Below are 17,501 nucleotides of genomic sequence, written 5' to 3'. Positions count from 1 at the left end.
GTGCTACTAAAATGATAAAATACAGCTTGTGTGTGATTTTAATTGAGTAGATGCATCTTAGTTTAGATAAATCTCAAGATTGTGATTATGAGGAGGCTAGATATGGTAGGTAAAATTGTAGGACAGAAGGTCGTTGGAGTTAAGCAAACCCTAAAAGCATTGAAAAGTAGTAAAGGCAGGGTTTTGTATATAGCCAAAGATGCGGATAGTAATATTACTGATCCTATTTTCGAACTAGCCAAAGCTAATTCGCTACAAATAATCTTTGTAGACACAATGAAAGAACTAGGAAATCTTTGTGACATAGATGTTGCATCTGCAACAGCATTGCTTCTCGAAGAATAAATTAATGCTAGTAACTAAACAATATAGATATATCATGCGGTAATATAAACATCGATTTATGTTACATTGCGTTGATATAAATGAAGTTAAGCTTATAAAAATAAGGAGGTGAAAACATGCCAACTATTAACCAATTAGTAAGAAAAGGCAGAAAGACATTAGCAACAAAATCATCCTCACCAGCATTAAAAGAGTGTCCACAAAAAAGAGGTGTTTGTACAGTAGTTAAAACAACAACTCCTAAAAAGCCAAACTCTGCATTAAGAAAAGTAGCAAGAGTTAGACTTACAAACGGATACGAAGTGAGTGCTTATATACCAGGTGTAGGACACAACTTACAAGAACACAGTGTTGTACTTATAAGAGGTGGAAAAGTTAAAGATTTACCAGGAGTTAGATATCACATCATCAGAGGGACATTAGACGCAGCTGGTGTAGCTAACAGACTACAAAGTAGATCTAAATACGGTGCTAAAAGACCAAAGGTAAAAAAATAATACTTTGAGTTAAAGGTGCAATGTCTTCAGCATTTATATATATGATAATTTGTATATTTACATAAATTTGCAGGAGTGCAGAGTACTTTGCGGTAGGGATATCGAGTACCTATGAGTTAATTAAAATTGTTAAGGAGGGAAGAAAAGTGCCGAGAAAAGGATATATTGCGAAAAGAGATGTATTACCAGATCCTATGTACAATAGCAAAGTCGTTACAAAGTTAATAAACAATGTAATGGAAGATGGAAAAAGAGGAGTAGCACAGAAGATATGCTACGAGGCTTTTGACATGATTAGAGAGAAAACAGGTAAAGACCCTTTAGAGGTTTTTGAAACAGCATTAGCAAACATTATGCCATTACTTGAAGTAAAAGCTAGAAGAATAGGTGGAGCTAATTATCAAGTACCTATTGAAGTTAGACCTGAGAGAAGACAGACATTAGGTTTAAGATGGTTACTTATCGCTACTGATAAAAGAGGCGAGAAGTATGCAAGAGAAAAACTTGCTAATGAGTTAATAGATGCTTCAAACAATACAGGGGCAGCAGTAAAGAAGAGAGAAGATACACATAAAATGGCTGAAGCTAACAAGGCTTTTGCTCATTACAGATATTAATATTAAAACTGTTTTGGCTATGCCAAGACAGTTTTGTCAAATTTAAAATCACTCGTTAAGAGGAGGAACAAACATTGGGTAGAGAATATTCTTTAGACAAATTTCGTAATATAGGAATTATGGCTCACATTGATGCTGGTAAAACAACAACAACTGAGCGTATATTATTCTATACAGGAAAAACACACAAGATTGGCGAGGTTCATGAAGGTGGAGCTACCATGGATTGGATGGTACAAGAGCAAGAAAGAGGAATAACAATAACATCGGCTGCTACAACTTGTTTTTGGAGAGGTCATAATATAAATATTATTGATACACCAGGACACGTAGATTTTACAGTTGAAGTTGAAAGATCTTTAAGAGTTCTTGATGGTGCAGTATCTGTGTTCTGTGCAAAGGGTGGAGTTGAACCTCAATCTGAAACAGTATGGAGACAAGGTAATAAGTATTCAGTTCCAAGAATGGCATATGTTAACAAGATGGATATAATGGGTGCGGATTTCTTTAGAGTTGTTGGAATGATGAGAGACAGACTAAAAGCAAATGCAGTTCCAATACAACTACCAATAGGTAAAGAAGATGTATTTGTAGGAATTATAGATTTAGTTAGAAATGTTGCAGAAGTCTATAAAGATGACTTAGGAAAAGAAATAGAAGAAACAGAAATTCCAGAAGATATGAAAGAACAAGCAGCGGAATATAGAGCAGCTTTGGTTGAAGCAGTAGCTGAACTAGATGAAGCACTAATGATGAAATATCTTGATGGTGAAGAAATAACTGAAGAAGAATTAAAAGCTGCACTTAGAGCTGGAGTAATTAAGAATGAAATAGTGCCTGTAGTTTGTGGTTCTTCATATAAAAATAAGGGTGTTCAAATGATGATAGATGCTGTTATTGATTATATGCCGTCACCATTAGATATACCAGCTATCAAAGGCTATGATGTTGATACTAAGGAAGAAATGGAAAGACATCCTGATGATAGTGAGCCAATGGCAGCATTAGCATTTAAAATTGCTACGGATCCTTTTGTTGGTAGACTTGCATTTACAAGAGTTTACTCAGGTATAATGAAAAGTGGTACATATGTATTAAACGCTAACAAAGGTAAAAAGGAAAGAATTGGTAGACTAGTTAAAATGCATGCTAATCACAGAGAAGAAGTTGAAGAATTACGTGCAGGAGAGTTAGGTGCAGTAATTGGTCTTAAAATGACAACTACAGGGGAAACTTTATGTGATGAAGATCATCCAATATTACTTGAAAGTATGGAATTCCCAGATCCAGTTATTCATGTAGCTATTGAACCAAAAACAAAAGCTAGTCAAGAAAAAATGGGTATTGCACTTTCAAAGCTTGCTGAAGAAGATCCGACTTTTAAAACTTTTACTGATCAAGAAACAGGTGATACGATAATTGGTGGTATGGGTGAGCTTCACTTAGAAATTATTGTTGACAGATTAACAAGAGAATTTAAAGTTGAATGTAACGTAGGTAAGCCACAAGTTGCATATAAAGAAACAATACGTAAAGAAGTTAAAGCTGAAGGTAAATTCGTTAGACAATCAGGTGGACGTGGACAATACGGTCACTGTTGGATAGAATTAATACCAACTACAGAGCCTTACTCATTTGAAAATGCTACTGTAGGAGGATCAATTCCAAGAGAATATATAGCTCCTATCGAAACTGGAATTAAAGAAGCATCACAAAATGGTATACTTGGTGGATATCCAGTTCTTAACTTTAAGGTTAGAGTTATTGATGGATCATACCATGATGTTGACTCTAATGAAATGGCATTTAAGATTGCAGGTTCTATGGCATTTAAGAATGCTATGGCAAAAGCAGATCCAGTACTCTTAGAACCAATCATGAAGGTTGAAGTAACTGTGCCAGAAGATTACATGGGAGACGTTATAGGTGACCTTAACTCAAGAAGAGGTAGAATAGAAGGAATGGACTCTGTGGCAGGAGCTCAAGTAATTAGAGCAATGGTTCCATTATCAGAAATGTTTGGTTACTCTACTACACTTAGATCAAGAACTCAAGGTAGAGGAGTATACAGTATGGAATTTGCTGCATATGAGGCAGCACCAAAGAATATACAAGAACAAGTAGTAGGAAATAAACAACAGTAAAATATTAAATAGTGGCATATCTAAATAGACTAATATTTGGTGATGTGCTATTTATAAATACAAACCAATTATTTTCTAATAATTTAAAATAGAAATTAAGATGCAAATATAAGGAGGAATACAAAATGGCAAAGGCAAAATTTGAAAGAAGCAAACCACACGTAAACATTGGAACAATAGGACACGTAGATCACGGTAAGACTACATTGACAGCAGCAATAACAGCGGTACTTTCAACAAAAGGATTGGCTGAAGCATCAAGATTTGACCAAATTGATAAAGCACCAGAGGAAAGAGAAAGAGGAATTACAATCAATACATCACACGTTGAGTATCAAACAGATACAAGACACTATGCACATGTTGATTGCCCAGGTCACGCGGATTATGTAAAGAACATGATCACAGGAGCAGCACAAATGGACGGAGCAATACTAGTTGTTAGTGCTGCAGATGGTCCAATGCCTCAAACAAGAGAGCATATACTATTAGCAAGCAGAGTTGGAGTAGGATATATAGTAGTATTCTTAAACAAAGCAGATATGGTAGATGACCCAGAATTATTAGAATTAGTTGAAATGGAAATCAGAGAACTATTAAGCGAGTATGACTTCCCAGGCGATGACATTCCAGTAGTAACAGGATCAGCATTAAAAGCATTAGAAAATCCAACAGATCCAGAAGCATCAAAATGCATACTTGATTTAATGGAAGCTGTAGACACTTACATTCCAACACCAACAAGATTAACAGACAAACCATTCTTAATGCCTGTAGAAGACGTATTTACAATTACAGGAAGAGGAACAGTAGCAACAGGAAGAGTTGAAACTGGAGTACTTAAAGTTGGAGAAGAAGTAGAAATAGTTGGACTTAGCGAAGATAAAAGAAAAGTAGTATGTACAGGAGTAGAGATGTTCAGAAAGCTTCTTGATTCAGCAATGGCAGGAGACAACATCGGAGCATTATTAAGAGGAGTACAAAGAACTGACATTCAAAGAGGACAAGTGCTTTCTAAGCCAGGTTCAGTACACCCACATGATAAATTTGTAGGTCAAGTATATGTACTTAAAAAAGAAGAAGGCGGAAGACACACTCCATTCTTCGACGGATACAGACCACAGTTTTACTTTAGAACAACTGACGTAACAGGTTCAATCAAATTACCAGACGGAATGGAAATGGTAATGCCAGGAGACCACATTGACATGAATGTTGAATTAATCACTCAAGTAGCAATGGATGAAGGATTAAGATTTGCAATCAGAGAAGGTGGAAGAACAGTAGGCTCAGGAGTTGTTACTTCAATAGTTAAATAATAAGAATTAGAATATATAAAGACATCAATTGATGATAAATTATCATAATAAAAGCTTTTATTATTAAGGGGAAGAGGACGCTCTTCTCCTTTTAAATTTAATAAAAATCATTCCGATATAAAAATAATGACCTTAGATTTTTTAATTGTAAAATAATAAAAAAAATACTTGTCAAAGTAAAAGAAATGTTGTATAATTTAGAAGTTGTAATGTGGTAACAGCGATGAGGTAAGAGGTTGCCGGACTTCCGGGTAATTCTTCACCGAGCATGTCCTGATCTTGAATCGGGCGACGGAGTTCCTGTGATTGTTCCATGCAATTATTGCATGCAACACCCGGAACAGTTTACAGAACATCCGCTGTTGCACGTAAGAAGTATAGCGTGCGATGAAAAGGAGGGAATATTAATGGTAAAGCAAAAAATCAGAATCAGATTAAAGGCGTTTGATCACAACATATTAGATCAATCAGCTGAGAAGATCGTTCAGACAGCTAAAAGTACAGGAGCTAAAGTAGCTGGTCCAGTACCACTACCTACAGAGAAAGATATAATCACAATCTTGAAAGCTCCACACAAATACAAAGATTCAAGAGAGCAATTTGAAATAAGAACTCATAAAAGACTAATAGATATAATTAGTCCTTCACCTAAAACTGTTGATGCTCTAATGAGACTCGACTTACCAGCTGGTGTTGATATCGAAATAAAATTATAAGCGTACATATAAAGTGCGATGAAACGCATTAGTGCAATTCACTGTGCGTAAGTAATAGATAACTATTACTAACTATTATGATCACTGCTGTGGTCCGCTAATAAGTAGGAGGTGTATTTTCATGAAAAAAGCAATAATGGGTAAAAAACTTGGTATGACTCAAATATTTGATGAAAATAGAAGGGTTGTTCCAGTAACAGTTGTTGAAGCAGGTCCATGTGTTGTTATTCAAATTAAAACTGTAGAAAATGATGGTTATAATGCAATTAAAGTTGGTTTCGGTGACATAAGAGAGAAGTTAGTTAACAAGCCAATGCAAGGACAATTTAAAAAAGCAGGATCACCTTTAAAAAGATTTGTAAAAGAATTCAGATTAGAGGACGTAAGCACTTATGAAGTAGGTCAAGAATTCACGGCAGATATATTTGCTGCTGGAGAAAAAATTGACGTATCAGGAATCTCAAAAGGAAAAGGATTCCAAGGTGTAATTAAAAGATGGAATGCTTCTAGAGGACCTATGAGTCACGGATCTAAGTTCCATAGAGCAGTTGGATCAATGGGAGCATCTTCTGATCCATCAAAAACATTTAAAAACAAACATATGCCAGGTCACATGGGTCATGTTAAAAGAACAGTAATAAATCTTGAAGTAGTTAAAGTAATGCCTGAAAAGAACATTATACTAATTAAAGGTGGAATACCGGGACCAAACAAAGGCACAGTTGTAATAAGAAACGCTGTTAAAGCGTAACCTTAGAGAAAGGAGGATGCAGAATGCTTACATTAGATATATTAAATAAACAAGGACAAAAAGTTGGAGATATTGAGTTGAATGAAAGTTTATTTGGAGTTGAGATCAACACGGATGCTATGCACCAGGTTGTATTAGCACAACTAGCAAATAAAAGACAAGGTACTCAATCATCTAAAACTAGAGCTGAAGTTCGAGGCGGTGGTATTAAACCGTGGAGACAAAAAGGAACTGGTAGAGCAAGACAAGGTTCTATTAGAGCGCCACAATGGATACATGGTGGTATAGTATTTGCTCCAAAGCCAAGAGATTACCGTGTTTCAGTACCAAAGAGTATGAGAAAAGTTGCATTTAAATCTGCTTTATCATGTAAAGTGGTTGCTAATGAAATGATGGTTATAGACAATTTAGATTTTGATTCACCAAACACTAAAGCAATGATAGAAGTTTTAAAAGCTTTTGATGCTAAGAAAACTTTAATAGTTGTTGAAGAATCAAATCAAAACGTTTATAGATCAGCAAGAAACATACCTGGAGTACAAGTATCACCAGTAAATAATTTGAATGTTTATGACATACTTAAGTATGAAAAATTCATAGTTACAAAGGATGCTGTATCTAAAATTGAGGAGGTGTATATATAATGAAGCTAACTAGCCATGATATTATAAGAAAACCAGTAATTACTGAAAAAAGTATGGCTGTAATGGCTGATAAAAAATACACCTTTATAGTTGATATTCATGTTAACAAAACTCAAGTTAAAAAAGCAGTAGAGGAAGTATTTGGAGTTAAGGTTGAAAACGTAAGAACACTAAGAAATCTAGGTAAAACTAAGAGAGTTGGAGTTCACGTTGGAAAAAGAGCCGACTTTAAAAAAGCTATTGTTACTTTAACAACTGAAAGTAAGACAATTGAGTTTTTTGATGGAATATAATTATTAAGCAGGTATTGGCAGAAGCCAGATAAGCGAAAAGAAGGAGGGAAATCAGATGGCGATTAAGAAATTTAGACCTACCACACCTTCGAGAAGAAATATGACTATGGCAGACTTCGTAGAAATAACTACCGATAAGCCACACAAAGCACTTCTTGTAAGTCAAAAAAGATCAGGTGGTAGAAATAATCAAGGTAAAATAACTGTACGTCACCGTGGTGGTGGAGCAAAACAAGCATACAGAATAATAGATTTCAAGAGGAATAAAGATGGTATACCAGCAAAAGTTTCTACAATTGAGTACGATCCAAACAGATCTGCTTATATAGCGCTTGTTGCATATTCCGATGGTGAAAAAAGATACATAATTGCTCCGATTGGATTAAAAGTTGGGGATGTAATTGTATCAGGTGCTGATTCAGACATAAAGGTTGGAAATACTCTTCCAATAATCAACATACCTATCGGTTCTACTATTCATAATATAGAACTACAGGTTGGAAAAGGTGCTCAACTAGTAAGATCTGCAGGTTCTTCTGCTCAGCTTATGGCTAAAGAAGGAGAATATGCTCAAGTTAAACTTCCAAGTGGAGAAGTAAGATACATTAGAGTAAAATGTAGAGCTACAATTGGAATAGTTTCTAACGCAACACACAGTATTGTTAACATAGGTAATGCAGGAAGAAAAAGACACTTAGGCTTTAGACCTACAGTGAGAGGTTCTGTAATGAATCCTAACGATCACCCACACGGTGGTGGAGAAGGTAAATCACCTATAGGCCATGCTAGTCCGATGACTCCTTGGGGTAAACCAGCATTGGGTTATAAAACAAGAAAAACTAAGAAGTACTCTGACAAATTTATTGTTAAGGGAAAAAATAAGAAATAGTTTGGGGAGAATTTAGATTCTCTTCGAAACTATGATTATGTTGTATGAAGGGAGGCCACAAAAGTGAGTAGATCTATTAAAAAAGGACCTTATGTACAAGAGATTCTGTTAAGCAGAATAAACGAGATGAACAAAAACGGCGAGAAAAAAGTAATAAAGACTTGGTCAAGAAGTTCTACTATTTTTCCGCAAATGATAGGGCACACTATCGCAGTACATGATGGAAGAAAACATGTACCAGTTTATGTTTTAGAAGATATGGTAGGACATAAGTTAGGCGAATTTGCGTTAACTAGAACATTCAAAGGACACATTGATAAAGAAAAAACAAGCAGAGTAAGATAGTCTGGGAAGGAGGAAACAATCGATGGAGGCTAAAGCTATAGCTAAATATGTTAGAACGTCCTCAATGAAAATCGGGATTGTTCTTGATTTAATAAGAGGTAAAAATGTAAATGAAGCTTTTGCTATATTACAATACACTCCAAAAAATGCAGCTGAAGTAGTAACTAAAGTACTTAAGTCAGCTGTAGCAAATGCAGAAAATAACTTAAACTTAGATGTTAATAGATTATACGTTGCTAGTGCCTATGCATGTCAAGGTCCAACACTTAAGAGATTTAGACCACGTGCACAAGGAAGAGCTTATAGAATAAGGAAAAGATCTAGCCATATAACTATAATAGTGACAGAAAGATTATAAGAAGGAGGGATATAGCGTGGGACAAAAAGTTAATCCACACGGCTTTAGGGTTGGTGTAATAAAAGATTGGAGTTCTAAGTGGTATGCAGATAAAAAGAACTTTTCAGATAATCTTGTTGAAGATTATAAGATTAGAGAATTTTTAAAAAGCAAACTTTATTCAGCTGGAATTTCTAAAATTGAAATTGAAAGAGCTGCTAAAAGAGTTAAAATTAACATACACACTGCTAAACCAGGAATGGTTATTGGTAGAGGCGGCTCTGGAATTGAAGTTATAAAGCAAGACATGAAAAATCTTGTAGCAGATAAAAACGTTCTAATTAACATAGTAGAAGTTAAGTTTGCTGAAAACAATGCTCAACTAATGGCAGAAAGTATAGCTTCTCAATTAGAGAAGAGAATTTCTTTTAGAAGAGCTATGAAACAAACAATACAAAGAGCTATGAGAACTGGTGTTAAAGGAGTTAAGACTGCTTGTGCAGGAAGACTTGGCGGAGCAGAAATAGCTAGAACAGAACACTATCATGAAGGTACAATTCCACTACAAACTTTGAGAGCTGATATAGACTATGGATTTGCAGAAGCAGATACAGTATACGGCAAAATCGGTGTAAAAGTTTGTGTATATAGAGGAGAAGTGCTTCCTACAAAGAAAATCGTTAAGGAAGAAGTAAACGCGTAGAAGTGTAAGGAAGGAGGAATAAGACATGTTAATGCCTAAGAGAACTAAACATCGTAAGGTTCATCGTGGTAGAATGAGAGGAAAAGCTACAAGAGGAAACTTTATTGCATACGGTGATTATGCATTACAAGCTACAGAATGTGGTTGGATTAAAAGTAATCAAATAGAATCTGCCAGAGTTGCTATCAATAGATATGTAAAAAGAGGGGGAAAGGTTTGGATTAAGATCTTCCCTGATAAGCCTGTAACTGAGAAGCCAGCTGAAACTCGTATGGGTTCCGGTAAAGGATCAGTAGAGTACTGGGTAGCAGTTGTTAAGCCAGGTAGAGTCTTATTTGAAATTTCAGGAGTAACAGAAGAAGCTGCTAGAGAGGCAATGAGACTTGCTTCACACAAACTTCCAATTAAAACTAAGTTTGTAACTAGAAAAGATTTTGAGGAAATGGGTGGTGAAGTCAATGAAGGCTAACGAATTAAAAGAATTAAGAGAAAGTAATCCTCAAGATTTACAAGTGAAGATGTCTGATTTAAAGGCAGAGTTATTTAACCTAAGATTTCAGTTAGCTACAGGACAACTCGAAAACCCTATGAGAATCAAACAAGTAAAAAAATCTATAGCCCAAATTAAGACCATCCTTAGGCAAGAAGAAATAAGGGCTTTTGAACAGTAAAACTGAAAGGAGGTTACTCTTGTGGAAAGAAATAACAGGAAAACGAGAATAGGTAGAGTAGTTTCGGATAAAATGGATAAGACAATAGTTGTTGCAATAGAAACAAAAGTTCGTCATCCATTATACGGAAAAATAATAAATACAACAACAAAATTTAAGGTTCATGATGAAAATAATGAAGCTAAAATTAATGATAAAGTTTCAATTATGGAAACTAGACCATTATCTAAAGATAAAAGATGGAGAATTACTGGAATAGTTGAAAAGGCTAAATAATGTTTCAGTTTAACTACTGAAAGGAGGATATTTGATATGATACAACAGCAAACTAGATTAAAAGTTGCAGACAATTCTGGTGCAAAGGAAATTATGTGCATTAGAGTGTTAGGTGGATCCAAGAGAAAATGGGGAAACATCAGCGATGTTATAGTTGCCAGCGTAAAAAGTGCAACACCAGGCGGAGTTGTTAAAAAAGGTGAAGTTGTTAAGGCAGTTATAGTTAGATCAGCAAAAGGTTTAAGAAGAGCAGATGGAACATACATCAAATTTGATGATAATGCAGCTGTTATTATAAAAGATGACAAGAACCCAAAGGGAACTCGTATATTCGGACCTGTTGCAAGGGAGTTAAGGGATAAAGACTTCAATAAGATCTTATCACTAGCGCCTGAAGTTCTATAAGATAGGAGGTGTCTAAAATGGCAGTTAAAAAAGTGCACGTAAGAAAAAATGATACGGTTATGGTTATTTCAGGTAAAGATAAGGGCAAAATAAGCGAAGTCTTAGCTGTATATCCTAAAACTGGAAAAGTCTTAGTGAAAGATGTTAGTGTAGTTACAAAACATCAAAAGCCAAGCAAACAAAACATGCAAGGTGGAATAACTCACAAAGAAGCAGCTATTAATAGCTCAAAAGTTATGTTATATTGCACAAAATGCAAAAATGTAACTAGAATAAATAATAAAATTTTAGAAGATGGAACTAAGGTTAGAGTATGCAAGAAGTGTGCAGAAACATTTTAATTTCTGAAAGGAGGTTTAACATATGAGTTCAAGACTACAAGAAAAATATGAAAATGAAGTAGTTCAAGCGTTAATGGAAAAGTTCGGATATAAAAATATTATGGAAGTTCCAAAGCTTGAAAAGATAGTTTTAAATATGGGAGTTGGAGAAGCTAAAGATAATTCTAAGGTATTAGATGCAGCTGTTAGTGATATGCAACTTATCGCAGGACAAAAACCAGTTATAACAAGAGCAAAGAAGTCAATAGCTAACTTTAAACTAAGAGAAAACATGCCAATAGGTTGTAAAGTTACATTGAGAAAAACTCAAATGTTCGAATTTGCTGATAAATTAATGAACGTTGCATTACCTAGAGTTAGAGATTTTAGAGGAGCTTCTTCTAAAGCATTTGACGGAAGAGGAAATTATGCTATAGGAGTTAAAGAGCAGCTTATATTCCCTGAAATAGATTATGATAAAATTGATAAAATAAGAGGAATGGATATAATATTCGTTACTACTGCAAAGACAGACGAGGAAGCAAGAGAGTTATTAAGATTCCTTGGAATGCCATTTGCTCAATAATAAGGAGGGAATCACGTGGCACGTAAGGCATTAATAGAAAAATGGAAAAAAGAACCTAAGTTCTCAACTAGAGCTTACACAAGATGCAGACTTTGTGGAAGACCACATTCTGTATTACAAAAATTCGGTATATGCCGTATCTGTTTTAGAGAACTTGCACACAAGGGAGAAATTCCTGGTTGCAGAAAAGCAAGTTGGTAATTAGAACATTCTAATGAAAGGAGGCACGAAAAATGGTTATGACTGACCCAATCGCAGATTTGCTAACGCGTATAAGAAATGCAAATGTTGTTAGACATGAAATAGTAGAAGTTCCTTCTTCAACTATAAAGAAGGAAATTGCAAATATAATGCTTCAAGAAGGATACCTTAAGAATATTGAAGAATATAATGATGGCGTTGTTCCAATGATGAGACTTGCAATGAAGTATGGTCAAAATAAGGAAAGAGTTATCACAGGTCTTAAAAGAATATCAAAACCTGGACTTAGAGTATATTCTAAAAATGAAGATATCCCAAAGGTACTGAACGGACTGGGAGTTGCTATAATATCAACTTCAAAAGGATTAGTTGCAGATAGAGAGGCTAGAAAATTAGGCTTAGGTGGAGAAGTTATTTGCTACATATGGTAGTATAATAATTTTTATAACTGATAAAATTGATTTGTTATCTACATAGTGATAATAGATGATTTATGTAAAAGCAAGATTGTTCTATACTTAGAGAAATATACAGTCTAAATAATCATGAGTTATTTAGTACTTAAAGGAAATATATGAGTCATAACAATAAATAATTGTTATGTGATTAAAAAGAATACAGGAGGTGTAAGTATGTCAAGAATCGGAAGACTTCCAATAGCTATACCTAATGGAGTAACTGTTACAGTTTCACCAACTAATGTTGTGAATGTAAAAGGACCAAAAGGTGAGTTAACTCAAAACATGAGTGTTAAAATGAAGATAGCTATAGAAGACAATATATTGGTAGTTACAAGACCAAGCGATGTTAAAGAGCATAGAGCTCTTCATGGACTTACAAGATCATTAATAAACAACATGATTATTGGCGTAACGGAAGGATACCAAAAAACTCTTGAGTTAGTTGGTGTTGGTTACAGAGCTGCATTAAAGGGAACTAAAGTATCATTAAATCTTGGATATTCACATCCAGTTGAAGTAGATGCAGTTCCAGGAATAGTATTTGAGTTACCTGATCCTAACAAGATAATAGTAAAGGGTATTGATAAACAATTAGTTGGAGCTGTTGCGGCTGAAATAAGAGCTTGGAGAAAACCTGAACCTTATAAAGGAAAAGGAGTTAAATACTCTGATGAAGTTATAAGACGTAAGGAAGGCAAGACAGGTAAATAAAGTAGGAAGGAGTGAATGATGTGTTCAAGAAAGAAGATAGACAAAAAGCAAGAGTTAAGCGTCATCTTAGAGTTCGTAAGAAGATTTCTGGTACAGCTCAAAGACCTAGATTAGCTGTATATAGAAGCGATAAGAACATATATGCTCAAGTAATAGATGATGTTGCACAAATCACATTAGTTTCTGCTTCAAGCATAGATAAAGCTTTCGAACAAAAGTTGGGAAGTAATAAAGAAGCAGCAAAATTAGTAGGAAAAATGATTGCTGAAAGAGCACTTGAAAAAGGAATAGATGAAGTAGTATTTGATAGAGGCGGATATGTTTACCACGGTAGAGTACAAAACCTCGCTGAAGGAGCAAGAGAAGCTGGACTTAAATTCTAAGAGAAGGAGGAAAACACATGAAAATAGATCCTAGCACATTAGACCTTAAAGAAAAAGTAGTTAATATAAATAGAGTTGCTAAGGTTGTTAAAGGTGGAAGAAACTTCAGATTCAGCGCATTAGTTGTTGTTGGAGACGAAAACGGACACGTTGGCGTTGGAATGGGCAAATCTGTAGAAATTCCTGAAGCAATCAGAAAAGGCATAGAAGATGCTAAAAAGAACTTAGTAAAAGTGGCTATGGTTGGAACTACTACTCCACATACTATTGATGGTAAGTTCGGTACTGCAGTTGTACATATAATGCCTGCTGCAGAAGGTACAGGAGTTATTGCTGGTGGTCCAGTAAGAGCAGTTCTAGAATTAGCAGGATTAAAAGATGTTAGAGCTAAATCTTTAGGTTCTAGTAATCCAAGAAATGTTGTTAACGCTACTATCCAAGGTTTAGAACGTTTAAGAACAGCTGAAGACGTTGCTAAATTAAGGGGCAAGACAGTAGAAGAAATTTTAAGATAGGAGGAGATAACCGTGGCTAAAGTTAAATTAACATTAGTAAGAAGCTTAATTGGTAGAAAAAAAGATCATATTGCTACTATTCAAGCTTTAGGATTAAGAGGAATAGGAAAAAATGTTGAGCACGAGGAAACTCCTCAGATCAAAGGTATGATTAACAAAGTTATATATCTATTAAAAGTAGAGCAAATAGAAGAAGTATAAAACGAGGAGGTGTTGACATGAAACTTCATGAGCTAAAACCTGCAGAAGGTTCAAGAAAATCTTCTAAGAGAATTGGTAGAGGTACAGCTTCAGGCTGGGGAAAATCTGCGGGAAAAGGTCAAAAAGGGCAAAACTCTAGATCTGGTGGCGGAACAAGACCAGGATTCGAAGGAGGTCAGATGCCTTTATACAGGAGAATACCTAAAAGAGGTTTTACAAATATTTTTGCAAAAGAATATTCTTGTATAAATGTAGATAGACTGAATATATTCGAGAATGGTACAGAAATTACACCAGAATTGCTATTAGAGATGAGAGTTATTAGAAAAGTATATGATGGAGTTAAAATACTTGGAAATGGTAACTTAGAAAAGAATTTAACTGTAAAAGCATCAAAATTCTCTAAAGCGGCAGCTGAAAAGATTGAAGCAGCTGGAGGAAAAGTTGAGGTGATATAAATGTTATCAACCCTACGTAATGCCTGGAAGATCCCAGATTTAAGAAAGCGAATGATGTTCACACTACTTATGGTTGTAATCATTAGGATGGGTATCTTCATTCCTGTTCCTGGTGTAGATGCTAGCAAGCTTGTAGACCTAACTAGTAATGGAGGCACATTATTTAGTTTTTACGATATGCTTTCAGGTGGTGCATTTCATAAGTTTAGTATTTTTGCAATGGGTGTTGGCCCATACATTAATGCATCGATTATAATGCAATTGCTTGTAATAGCAATTCCGTACTTAGAGCAACTTTCTAAAGAAGGACTTGAAGGACGTAAAAGGATACAAGATTATACGAGATATGCTTCAATAGTACTTGGTGCGTTACAAGCATTTGGTATGTATGCAATTATTTCAGGTACAGGAGCATTCTCAGATAGATCTAGCTTAGCCATATTTTTAGTGGTACTAACGATGACAACTGCATCAACATTTTTGGTGTGGATAGGTGAACAAATCACTGGAAAAGGTATCGGTAATGGTATTTCATTAATAATTTTCATTAATATTATATCTGGGTTACCTTCAACGGTGTATAAAATTTCTGAACTTCAAAAGGCAGGAACCATAAATTTTGTAGAGGTTATAATGTTTATTGTAGTAGCTATAGCATTATTAGTTGCAGTAGTAATAGCAAGTTTGGGTGAACGAAGGATTTCTGTTCAATATGCTGGAAAAGCTGTTGGCAACAAAGTATTTAAAGGGCAATCAACACATATTCCAATTGGTGTAACGGCATCTGGAGTTATCGGTATAATTTTTGCAATGTCAGTGATGACATTCCCGGAAACACTAGCACAACTTAAACCGACATCATCAATTTCTAAGTTTATTGTGGGAAGCCCTTGGAGTATATTTGAAAGAAATAGTTGGAAATATGCCTTGGTGTATTTTGTATTAATAGTATTCTTTACATGGTTTTATACTCAAGTAACGTTTAAACCAGATGAGATGGCTGAAAACATGCATAAATCATCTGGATTTATACCAGGTATTAGACCAGGAGAGCATACTGCAATTTACATCGATAAGGTGTTGACTAAGGTTTCAATACTTGGAGGAACTTTTGCGGCTGTTATAGCAATATTCCCTATTATTATTGAGGGATATACTAACTTTAAGGGAATATACTTTGGAGGAACAATGTTACTAATAATGGTAAATGTTGCGCTTGAAACTTTAAGACAATTAGAATCACAATTAGTAATGCGTCACTACCAGGGATTCCTTAAATAAAAATTTACCAGGAGATGATACTATGAGAATAATCTTGTTAGGTCCTCCGGGAGCCGGAAAAGGAACGCAAGCAAAATCCATAAGTAACAAGTTATCCATACCACATGTATCAACTGGGGATATATTCAGAAAGAATATTTCAGAAAAAACCCCCCTTGGAATCGAAGCTAAGAAACATATTGATAAGGGGCATTTAGTTCCAGATGAATTGACTATAGATATAATCAAGGATAGATTAGATAATGAAGATTGCATTAATGGGTTTTTACTAGACGGCTATCCAAGAACAGTAAATCAAGCTGAAGCCTTAGAAACTTTATTAAAGGGAAAAGGTCATTGCATTGATACTGCACTATTAATAAAGGTTCCTAGAGAATTTATTCTTACAAGAATGACTGGTAGAAGAGTTTGTCTTACCTGCGGTGCTAGCTATCATGTTATATTTAACCCTCCTGAAATGGATGGAAAATGTAACTTGTGTGGAAGTGCTTTGGTGCAAAGAGCTGATGACAGTGAAGTTACTGTAAATGAGCGGTTAGACATATATGATGCTCAAACCGAGCCACTTATAAAGTACTATGGTGACAAAAACTTATTATCAGTGGTTGATGGAACACAAGCAATTAATAGCGTATTTGAAAGTATCTGTGGTATCTTAGGTGAGATTAAGAAGTGATAAACATAAAAAGTGATATGGAAATTGAGTATATGAGAAATGCAGGTAAAGTGGTTGCTGAAGCTCTTGCAATAATTGAACAGGTAATAAAACCTGGAATATCCACTGTGGAAATAGATAATTTAGCTGAAGAGTTCATAATAAAACAGGGTGCTAAGCCATCTTTTAAGGGTTATTTTGGGTTTCCAGCTTCCATATGTACATCAGTTAATGATGAAGTGGTGCATGGAATTCCAACAAACCGGATTTTACTTGAAGGAGACATAATTAGCATAGATTGTGGAGCCATGTTAAATGGTTATCATGGGGATGCTGCTAGAACTTTTCCAGTAGGGGAAGTATCAAAGGAAGCTACAATGCTTATTGAAATCACTAGAAATAGTTTTTTTAAGGGTGTTGAAAAAGCTATAATCGGCAATAGATTATCAGATATATCTGCTGCAATTCAGAATTATTCTGAAGAGCATGGATACTCTGTAGTTAGGGATTTTGTAGGTCATGGAATTGGAAAATCAATGCATGAAGATCCGGAGATTCCTAATTATGGCACTCCAAGTAGAGGTCCTAAGTTAGTTCATGGTATGGTACTTGCAATTGAACCTATGATAAATATAGGGAAGCATTATGTCAAAGTAAAATCTAATGGATGGACAGTAGTAACAAGAGATGGCAGCTTGTCTGCTCATTACGAAAACACTGTTGCTATTTTAAAAAGTGGCCCTGAGATATTAACTTTGAACTAATAGAGGTGAATGA

The 17,501-nt window shown here is 35.0% G+C and carries 29 protein-coding genes; all 29 read left to right on the top strand.

The window, feature by feature from the left end:
• The first annotated feature begins 102 nt into the window (after positions 1-102).
• The 29 genes from LGK97_RS11045 (at position 103) to map (ending at position 17,488) form a co-directional block, all read left to right on the top strand.
• On the top strand, positions 103-345 hold the full coding sequence (locus tag LGK97_RS11045) for a ribosomal L7Ae/L30e/S12e/Gadd45 family protein (protein WP_226259828.1): 243 nt from the start codon (positions 103-105) through the stop codon (positions 343-345).
• A gap of 116 nt (positions 346-461) precedes the next feature.
• Positions 462-842 (top strand): 30S ribosomal protein S12, encoded by a 381-nt coding sequence (gene rpsL / locus LGK97_RS11040; protein ID WP_226259827.1) that lies wholly within the window; start codon positions 462-464, stop codon positions 840-842.
• Positions 843-988: 146 nt separating this feature from the next.
• Positions 989-1,459 (top strand): 30S ribosomal protein S7, encoded by a 471-nt coding sequence (gene rpsG / locus LGK97_RS11035; protein ID WP_226259826.1) that lies wholly within the window; start codon positions 989-991, stop codon positions 1,457-1,459.
• A gap of 74 nt (positions 1,460-1,533) precedes the next feature.
• Positions 1,534-3,603 (top strand): elongation factor G, encoded by a 2,070-nt coding sequence (gene fusA, locus LGK97_RS11030; RefSeq protein WP_226259825.1) that lies wholly within the window; start codon positions 1,534-1,536, stop codon positions 3,601-3,603.
• A gap of 125 nt (positions 3,604-3,728) precedes the next feature.
• Positions 3,729-4,922: an elongation factor Tu gene (gene tuf, locus LGK97_RS11025; protein ID WP_226259824.1), complete on the top strand. Its 1,194-nt coding sequence runs from the start codon at positions 3,729-3,731 to the stop codon at positions 4,920-4,922.
• 407 nt (positions 4,923-5,329) lie between these two features.
• On the top strand, positions 5,330-5,638 hold the full coding sequence (gene rpsJ / locus LGK97_RS11020) for a 30S ribosomal protein S10 (RefSeq protein ID WP_226259823.1): 309 nt from the start codon (positions 5,330-5,332) through the stop codon (positions 5,636-5,638).
• Between the two features lie 121 nt (positions 5,639-5,759).
• On the top strand, positions 5,760-6,389 hold the full coding sequence (gene rplC / locus LGK97_RS11015) for a 50S ribosomal protein L3 (RefSeq protein WP_226259822.1): 630 nt from the start codon (positions 5,760-5,762) through the stop codon (positions 6,387-6,389).
• 23 nt (positions 6,390-6,412) lie between these two features.
• Positions 6,413-7,033 (top strand): 50S ribosomal protein L4, encoded by a 621-nt coding sequence (gene rplD, locus LGK97_RS11010; protein WP_226259821.1) that lies wholly within the window; start codon positions 6,413-6,415, stop codon positions 7,031-7,033.
• Entirely contained in the window at positions 7,033-7,326 is a 294-nt protein-coding gene (gene rplW, locus LGK97_RS11005) for a 50S ribosomal protein L23 (RefSeq protein WP_226259820.1), read from the top strand. The genes rplD and rplW overlap by 1 nt, the downstream gene beginning before the upstream one ends.
• Positions 7,327-7,381: 55 nt before the next feature.
• Positions 7,382-8,215 (top strand): 50S ribosomal protein L2, encoded by an 834-nt coding sequence (gene rplB, locus LGK97_RS11000; RefSeq protein ID WP_226259819.1) that lies wholly within the window; start codon positions 7,382-7,384, stop codon positions 8,213-8,215.
• Between the two features lie 63 nt (positions 8,216-8,278).
• Positions 8,279-8,560 (top strand): 30S ribosomal protein S19, encoded by a 282-nt coding sequence (gene rpsS, locus LGK97_RS10995; RefSeq protein ID WP_226259818.1) that lies wholly within the window; start codon positions 8,279-8,281, stop codon positions 8,558-8,560.
• Positions 8,561-8,582: 22 nt separating this feature from the next.
• A complete protein-coding gene (rplV, locus tag LGK97_RS10990; protein ID WP_226259817.1) occupies positions 8,583-8,918 on the top strand; it encodes a 50S ribosomal protein L22 in 336 nt (111 codons plus the stop codon).
• 16 nt (positions 8,919-8,934) lie between these two features.
• Positions 8,935-9,600 carry a 30S ribosomal protein S3 gene (gene rpsC / locus LGK97_RS10985; RefSeq protein ID WP_226259816.1) on the top strand — a complete coding sequence of 222 codons (666 nt, stop codon included), beginning with the start codon at positions 8,935-8,937 and terminating at the stop codon, positions 9,598-9,600.
• Positions 9,601-9,625: 25 nt separating this feature from the next.
• A complete protein-coding gene (gene rplP, locus LGK97_RS10980; protein ID WP_226259815.1) occupies positions 9,626-10,069 on the top strand; it encodes a 50S ribosomal protein L16 in 444 nt (147 codons plus the stop codon).
• On the top strand, positions 10,059-10,271 hold the full coding sequence (gene rpmC, locus LGK97_RS10975) for a 50S ribosomal protein L29 (protein ID WP_226259814.1): 213 nt from the start codon (positions 10,059-10,061) through the stop codon (positions 10,269-10,271). The genes rplP and rpmC overlap by 11 nt, the downstream gene beginning before the upstream one ends.
• Positions 10,272-10,292: 21 nt before the next feature.
• Positions 10,293-10,547 (top strand): 30S ribosomal protein S17, encoded by a 255-nt coding sequence (gene rpsQ / locus LGK97_RS10970; RefSeq protein WP_226259813.1) that lies wholly within the window; start codon positions 10,293-10,295, stop codon positions 10,545-10,547.
• A gap of 36 nt (positions 10,548-10,583) precedes the next feature.
• A complete protein-coding gene (rplN, locus tag LGK97_RS10965) occupies positions 10,584-10,952 on the top strand; it encodes a 50S ribosomal protein L14 (RefSeq protein WP_226259812.1) in 369 nt (122 codons plus the stop codon).
• 17 nt (positions 10,953-10,969) lie between these two features.
• Positions 10,970-11,293: a 50S ribosomal protein L24 gene (gene rplX, locus LGK97_RS10960; protein ID WP_226259811.1), complete on the top strand. Its 324-nt coding sequence runs from the start codon at positions 10,970-10,972 to the stop codon at positions 11,291-11,293.
• Positions 11,294-11,315: 22 nt separating this feature from the next.
• Positions 11,316-11,858 (top strand): 50S ribosomal protein L5, encoded by a 543-nt coding sequence (gene rplE / locus LGK97_RS10955; RefSeq protein ID WP_164959251.1) that lies wholly within the window; start codon positions 11,316-11,318, stop codon positions 11,856-11,858.
• A gap of 15 nt (positions 11,859-11,873) precedes the next feature.
• Positions 11,874-12,059 (top strand): type Z 30S ribosomal protein S14, encoded by a 186-nt coding sequence (locus tag LGK97_RS10950; RefSeq protein ID WP_125002882.1) that lies wholly within the window; start codon positions 11,874-11,876, stop codon positions 12,057-12,059.
• A gap of 32 nt (positions 12,060-12,091) precedes the next feature.
• A complete protein-coding gene (rpsH, locus tag LGK97_RS10945) occupies positions 12,092-12,490 on the top strand; it encodes a 30S ribosomal protein S8 (protein WP_226259810.1) in 399 nt (132 codons plus the stop codon).
• Positions 12,491-12,691: 201 nt separating this feature from the next.
• Positions 12,692-13,231, top strand: coding sequence for a 50S ribosomal protein L6 (rplF, locus tag LGK97_RS10940; protein WP_226259809.1), 540 nt, complete (start codon positions 12,692-12,694; stop codon positions 13,229-13,231).
• A 20-nt stretch (positions 13,232-13,251) separates the two neighbouring features.
• Positions 13,252-13,614, top strand: coding sequence for a 50S ribosomal protein L18 (gene rplR, locus LGK97_RS10935; protein ID WP_226259808.1), 363 nt, complete (start codon positions 13,252-13,254; stop codon positions 13,612-13,614).
• Positions 13,615-13,631: 17 nt separating this feature from the next.
• Positions 13,632-14,129: a 30S ribosomal protein S5 gene (gene rpsE / locus LGK97_RS10930; RefSeq protein WP_226259807.1), complete on the top strand. Its 498-nt coding sequence runs from the start codon at positions 13,632-13,634 to the stop codon at positions 14,127-14,129.
• A gap of 12 nt (positions 14,130-14,141) precedes the next feature.
• A complete protein-coding gene (rpmD, locus tag LGK97_RS10925; protein ID WP_226259806.1) occupies positions 14,142-14,330 on the top strand; it encodes a 50S ribosomal protein L30 in 189 nt (62 codons plus the stop codon).
• Between the two features lie 17 nt (positions 14,331-14,347).
• Complete coding sequence (gene rplO / locus LGK97_RS10920) at positions 14,348-14,788, top strand: 50S ribosomal protein L15 (protein WP_226259805.1); 441 nt, start codon at positions 14,348-14,350, stop codon at positions 14,786-14,788.
• Positions 14,789-16,069: a preprotein translocase subunit SecY gene (gene secY, locus LGK97_RS10915; protein WP_226259804.1), complete on the top strand. Its 1,281-nt coding sequence runs from the start codon at positions 14,789-14,791 to the stop codon at positions 16,067-16,069. It begins immediately after the preceding gene.
• Between the two features lie 22 nt (positions 16,070-16,091).
• On the top strand, positions 16,092-16,745 hold the full coding sequence (locus LGK97_RS10910) for an adenylate kinase (RefSeq protein ID WP_226259803.1): 654 nt from the start codon (positions 16,092-16,094) through the stop codon (positions 16,743-16,745).
• On the top strand, positions 16,742-17,488 hold the full coding sequence (gene map, locus LGK97_RS10905; RefSeq protein ID WP_226259802.1) for a type I methionyl aminopeptidase: 747 nt from the start codon (positions 16,742-16,744) through the stop codon (positions 17,486-17,488). Before LGK97_RS10910 ends, map begins: the two co-directional genes overlap by 4 nt.
• The last annotated feature ends 13 nt before the right edge of the window (positions 17,489-17,501 follow it).

It is taken from the genome of Clostridium sp. CS001, assembly GCF_020443565.1.
In the GTDB taxonomy this organism is placed as follows: Bacteria; Bacillota; Clostridia; order Clostridiales; family Clostridiaceae; genus Clostridium_AD.
This window is presented reverse-complemented; position numbering and strand designations above follow the sequence as displayed.

Excerpts from the sequence above, each read along its gene's own strand:
- rpsL (WP_226259827.1), top strand. The coding sequence starts at position 462 with ATGCCAACTATTAACCAATTAGTAAGAAAAGGCAGAAAGACATTAGCA.
- rplE (WP_164959251.1), top strand. The coding sequence starts at position 11,316 with ATGAGTTCAAGACTACAAGAAAAATATGAAAATGAAGTAGTTCAAGCG.
- rpsH (WP_226259810.1), top strand. The coding sequence starts at position 12,092 with ATGGTTATGACTGACCCAATCGCAGATTTGCTAACGCGTATAAGAAAT.
- rpmC (WP_226259814.1), top strand. The coding sequence starts at position 10,059 with ATGAAGGCTAACGAATTAAAAGAATTAAGAGAAAGTAATCCTCAAGAT.
- rplW (WP_226259820.1), top strand. The coding sequence starts at position 7,033 with ATGAAGCTAACTAGCCATGATATTATAAGAAAACCAGTAATTACTGAA.
- secY (WP_226259804.1), top strand. The coding sequence starts at position 14,789 with ATGTTATCAACCCTACGTAATGCCTGGAAGATCCCAGATTTAAGAAAG.
- tuf (WP_226259824.1), top strand. The coding sequence starts at position 3,729 with ATGGCAAAGGCAAAATTTGAAAGAAGCAAACCACACGTAAACATTGGA.
- rplN (WP_226259812.1), top strand. The coding sequence starts at position 10,584 with ATGATACAACAGCAAACTAGATTAAAAGTTGCAGACAATTCTGGTGCA.
- rpsJ (WP_226259823.1), top strand. The coding sequence starts at position 5,330 with ATGGTAAAGCAAAAAATCAGAATCAGATTAAAGGCGTTTGATCACAAC.
- rplD (WP_226259821.1), top strand. The coding sequence starts at position 6,413 with ATGCTTACATTAGATATATTAAATAAACAAGGACAAAAAGTTGGAGAT.
- rplF (WP_226259809.1), top strand. The coding sequence starts at position 12,692 with ATGTCAAGAATCGGAAGACTTCCAATAGCTATACCTAATGGAGTAACT.
- rpsE (WP_226259807.1), top strand. The coding sequence starts at position 13,632 with ATGAAAATAGATCCTAGCACATTAGACCTTAAAGAAAAAGTAGTTAAT.
- rplC (WP_226259822.1), top strand. The coding sequence starts at position 5,760 with ATGAAAAAAGCAATAATGGGTAAAAAACTTGGTATGACTCAAATATTT.
- rplV (WP_226259817.1), top strand. The coding sequence starts at position 8,583 with ATGGAGGCTAAAGCTATAGCTAAATATGTTAGAACGTCCTCAATGAAA.
- LGK97_RS11045 (WP_226259828.1), top strand. The coding sequence starts at position 103 with ATGGTAGGTAAAATTGTAGGACAGAAGGTCGTTGGAGTTAAGCAAACC.
- rplP (WP_226259815.1), top strand. The coding sequence starts at position 9,626 with ATGTTAATGCCTAAGAGAACTAAACATCGTAAGGTTCATCGTGGTAGA.
- rplX (WP_226259811.1), top strand. The coding sequence starts at position 10,970 with ATGGCAGTTAAAAAAGTGCACGTAAGAAAAAATGATACGGTTATGGTT.
- LGK97_RS10910 (WP_226259803.1), top strand. The coding sequence starts at position 16,092 with ATGAGAATAATCTTGTTAGGTCCTCCGGGAGCCGGAAAAGGAACGCAA.
- rplO (WP_226259805.1), top strand. The coding sequence starts at position 14,348 with ATGAAACTTCATGAGCTAAAACCTGCAGAAGGTTCAAGAAAATCTTCT.
- rplB (WP_226259819.1), top strand. The coding sequence starts at position 7,382 with ATGGCGATTAAGAAATTTAGACCTACCACACCTTCGAGAAGAAATATG.